At 63.3% G+C, this 3,066-nt stretch carries 3 protein-coding genes and 1 pseudogene; 2 read left to right on the top strand and 2 right to left on the bottom strand.

The annotated features are described in order from the left end of the window. Window positions 1–109: pseudogene (locus tag WBQ44_RS19580) on the top strand (alpha/beta hydrolase); the annotation flags it as partial. Window positions 110–130: 21 nt separating this feature from the next. On the opposite strand, the gene mtr reads toward WBQ44_RS19580, so the two are convergent. Together mtr and WBQ44_RS19570 are read right to left on the bottom strand one after the other, a co-directional pair. Then, on the bottom strand, window positions 131–1,519 hold the full coding sequence (mtr, locus tag WBQ44_RS19575; protein ID WP_495568330.1) for a mycothione reductase: 1,389 nt from the start codon (window positions 1,517–1,519) through the stop codon (window positions 131–133). Beyond that, a complete protein-coding gene (locus WBQ44_RS19570) occupies window positions 1,516–2,556 on the bottom strand; it encodes an alpha/beta hydrolase (protein ID WP_495568329.1) in 1,041 nt (346 codons plus the stop codon). The genes mtr and WBQ44_RS19570 overlap by 4 nt, the downstream gene beginning before the upstream one ends. A 165-nt stretch (window positions 2,557–2,721) precedes the next feature. On the opposite strand from WBQ44_RS19570, the gene WBQ44_RS19565 reads away from it, so the two are divergent. Then, window positions 2,722–3,066 (top strand): malate:quinone oxidoreductase (locus WBQ44_RS19565; RefSeq protein ID WP_495568328.1); only part of this gene is annotated, 345 nt, incomplete at its 3' end.

The raw sequence follows: 3,066 nt of genomic DNA, 5'->3' as shown, positions 1-3,066 counted from the left end.
GGTCTACGGCGACTTCCGGGTGGTTCAGCTCGACGGTGTCGGCAACGTCCCGTCCGACGCGACCGCCGAGCTGGCCACCGAGATCGTTCTTCGCACCAGCCCCTGGTAGGGCGGACGCCAGTTGTAGAGGTCAGATGTCGAGGCCGAGGAGGGCGTTCTCCACGACCTCGGTGAGAGCCGGGTGGATCCAGTACTGTCCTCTCGCCATGTCCTGAACCGTCGTGCCGAAACTCATCGCCTGGATCAGCGGTTGAATAACGGTCGGGGCTTGCTCGCCGATGACGTGTGCGCCCAGAATTCGGCCCGTCTTCTTCTCGGCAACGATCTTGCAGAAGCCCTCGCGGTCTTCCATGGCCCAGCCGTAGGCGACGTCTCCGTAGTTCTGGATCTTCACCGCCACCTCGAAGCCGGCCTCGTGCGCTTGCGCCTCCGACATTCCGACCTCTGCAATCTGCGGATGCGTGAACACTGCTGCCGGCACGAAACGATGATCGAACGCCCTGAATTTGGCTGTGTCGTCCCACTGGTGTTGCAGCACATTGTGCTGGACCATGCGCGCCTCGTGATTGGCAACGTGCTTGAGCTGGTAGTCCGAGGACACGTCGCCGAGAGCGAACACCCCCTCGGCGGTCGTGCGACCGAACTCGTCGACGACGATGCGGCCTTCGTCGTCGAGTTCGATGCCGCCCGCCTCTGCGCCGATGCGGTCCCCGTTGGGCACCCGTCCCACGGCCACGAGGAGCGCGTCACCGAGTACCCGTGTTCCGTCGCGAAGCTCGACCCCGACTCGGTCGCCGTCGGAGACGGCAATCGTCTCGCCTGCGTTGAGGTGCACGTCCCAGTTCTTCTGCGCGAGTTCGGTGAACCTGTCGGAGACGTCGGTATCGAGCGCCCGCAGAAGATTGTCCCTGCGCGCGATGAGAGACACCGTTGACCCCAAAGCACCGAAGACGTGGGCGAATTCCGCAGCGATGTAACCGGATCCGAGGATGACGAGATGCTCGGGGAGCGCCGGTAGCCGCATGATGTCGTCGTTGGTGTGGAACGGGACGCCACTGTCGACGACCTGCTGAGGGATCACCGGTCTCGAACCGGCAGCAACGACGACCTGGTCCGCCGTGATGATCTCACCGGTTCCGGTATCGATCGTTCGCGGTCCTACGAACGTCGCGTGCCCGGAGAACAGAGTGACGTTGGGGCTGCCGCTCTCCCGATAGTTCTTGCCGCCTGCCGCGATCGGGTCGATTCGCCCGAACACTCGGTCGACGATGTCCGTCCACCGAACCCCGTCGATGGACGAATCGATGCCGTAGCGCTCTGATTCGCGAATGGTCTGCGCGACCTCGGCCGCGTAGACGAACATCTTGGTCGGAATACAGCCCACGTTGAGGCAGGTGCCGCCGAACGGCGTCGTCTCCTCGAACAAAGCGATGCTCATATCGCCGAATCGTTCGTCCGGGACGGAGTTACCCGATCCCGAACCAATGATCGCCAGGTCGAAGTGCCGGTGTTCGCTCATGCCATCGCGCCTGTCTCGTTGTGGTTGCCGCCGCTCTCGCGGTCGATGTGGGCGCTGCGGTACAGCCAGTCCAGCCATTGGTCGACCTCTTCGAAGGCCCGTCGACGAGGCGTCTCCTGCGACAGAAACACGTCGTGACGGGCTCCCTCGATGGGGACCACGGTGGTGCGGTCGCCGAGACATCCCGCCCACCGCGCGATCTGCCGGACGTCGAGCACGGCGTCGGCGACATCGACGTTCGAGCTGTACTTACGGGAGAAGTGCGTCACCTTCGACCGAAGAATCAGGGACGGAACCCCGATGTCGAGCCCGCGGTGCAGCGCGGCATGCCCGCGCCGAATCGCGCGAATCCACCCGAAGGTGATGGGGAAGCCTGCCAGCGGCTTCCACTCGAGGTTATAGTCCCACTCGCCGTAGTGGTCCTTGGCGAGGGACAAACCGTAGGTGTCGAGCCCCTGGCCGGGCACCGGCGTCTTCGACTTGACCCGGCCTATGACGTCGATGGCGGCTGTACCGACGCTTCGAATGGCGGGCGGGCCCTGCAGGTCGAACCACGGGCTGTTGAGGATCACCCCATCGATGCCGAGTTCGGCGGTCCCGCCCTCGCGGCGATTCAGTCGATCGAGCCACAGCGGAAGAATCAAACCGCCGGTCGAATGTGCGGCCAGCACCACCGAACCGTCACCGTTGTCGGCACGCACCAACGACAGCGCCTCGCTCAGCTCCTCGTCGTACAGACCCAAGTCGGTCACGAAGTGCGGAGTCTGCCCCTCCCGTAGAGAGCGCCCACATTTGCGCAGATCCAACGCGTAGAAAGCAAAGCCCTTCGCCGAGAAATGCTCGGCCATGTGCTGTTGGAAAAAGTAATCGGTGAAGCCGTGGACGTAGATCACCGCCCGCGCGACCGGCGTCGCATCGGCAGGTTGATAGCGGACGAGTGTGGCAACAACCCGACCTTCACCGTCTGGATCCCTTCCGAGGTCGATGGTCGTCTGCTCATAGCCGTCGCCGAGGATATCGGGCACCCAGGTAGTCACAGATCACAACTGTAGTGGGCGCTGATGGAAGGCAACGAGGAGCACAATCGGGGCAGGGCATTTCACGCGCGTGAAAACGGGTATGTACAGCCGGGTAACGTAACCGCCACCTGAAGCAGAACTCGTCGAATACGAGAACTCACAGACAAGGAAGTCGATTCTCCAGTGTCAACACCACAGCGGTCAGACGGACAGCGCTCGAACGACGAGCACGGCAAGCGGGTGAAGACCGACGTGGTTCTGGTCGGCGCCGGAATCATGAGTGCGACCCTGGGGGCCCTGCTGAAGCAGCTGGAGCCGACCTGGTCGATCGACGTGTACGAGCGACTCGACGCCGCCGCCGCCGAAAGCAGCGACGCGTGGAACAACGCAGGCACCGGACACTCGGCCCTCTGCGAGTTGAACTACACCCCGCAGAACAAAGACGGCTCGGTCGACATTGCCAAGGCGCTCAACGTCAACGAGCAGTTTCAGGTCTCTCGTCAGTTCTGGGCTCACAGTGTCCAGACC

The organism is Rhodococcus sp. (in: high G+C Gram-positive bacteria), assembly GCF_049591685.1.
Lineage (GTDB): Bacteria > Actinomycetota > Actinomycetes > Mycobacteriales > Mycobacteriaceae > Rhodococcoides.
This window is presented reverse-complemented; position numbering and strand designations above follow the sequence as displayed.